Origin of the sequence: Vibrio sinaloensis DSM 21326 (genome assembly GCF_000189275.1) — a bacterium.
In the GTDB taxonomy this organism is placed as follows: Bacteria; Pseudomonadota; Gammaproteobacteria; order Enterobacterales; family Vibrionaceae; genus Vibrio; species Vibrio sinaloensis.
Genome location: NZ_AEVT01000038.1, coordinates 1 through 1,032, shown reverse-complemented (window position 1 = coordinate 1,032; position 1,032 = coordinate 1). Strand labels below are relative to the sequence as shown.

1 protein-coding gene is annotated in these 1,032 nt (G+C 42.1%); it reads right to left on the bottom strand.

What is annotated here, in order from left to right:
- Window positions 1–634 precede the first annotated feature (634 nt).
- Window positions 635–1,000, bottom strand: coding sequence for a VOC family protein (locus RH45_RS06495; protein ID WP_039958308.1), 366 nt, complete (start codon window positions 998–1,000; stop codon window positions 635–637).
- Window positions 1,001–1,032 lie beyond the last annotated feature (32 nt).

Here is a 1,032-nt window from a genome sequence, read left to right as displayed (position 1 = left end):
GAATTTATCCATTTTCCGCCTTTGCGTATAACGCCGCGTTAAGTGGTGAACAACGCCAACCACCAAACTTAAACCATTGTGCCTTAAACACTAAATTCAACTTGAACTGAAATCGCCAAGCGTTGTGAATCCACCTTAAACGCCTTGTTAGCTGCGTACTTTCAACGCTCCCGTTCCTCTGGAGATGAATATATTATAATGAACCCCGGAGTAAGAATCGTTACAAAAACCGCGATAGCAGCACTGACTCCCTCGGGTAAAACCAAAAATAGTATGCTTTTGATTACTTGCGTATAAAACAATGCAGGAGCCATAACCCAGTCAGGAAAAGGAATTAAGAAGAACCCTACGATTACAATCGCTGAGTACCCAACTAAGCACCAACGCGCGAAAAGAATTGTAAGTTTTACTCTTTCAACAATGCTACCTGTCACTATTTACCTCACCGCCTTCACATGGAATTCAGTATTACCAATTACCAACGAACTATTTAGTGTCTTGTAAGCAGCTAACGCCGCGTTAAGTAGTGAGCAACGCCTACCACCCAAACTAAACCATTACACCTTAAACGCTAAACCCAACTTAGAATACAAACCGCCAAGCGTTGGGAATCTGCCTTAAACGCCTTGTTAGGCTACTGATTTTCGCCTATCCGCCACAACACACCACTCGGATCTGTTAAACAAAACTCGAGCATTCCCCACGGCTGCTCAATAAGCTCTGTAACCTTTACACCAAACTCTTTGTCTAGACTGAGTTTTAAAACATGTGCATACCAACTTTGCGCATCTTCAACTAAGAGGTGCATCATAAAGTTGTTGCTGTGAGCAGGTTCGTAAAAGTCTTGAAGCAAGAAAGAACAAGAGCCTGATTTGAAATATGCGATTCCGTCAAACTCAGATGCCATTTCAAAACCCATTGTCTGATAAAAACGCTTAGAGCATTCAAAGTCTTTAGCGGGAACGAATGACTTTATTTCTACGGCATTCAGGTTTTCCATTTCCACCTCCATTTTATAGCGACTGTTTGTAG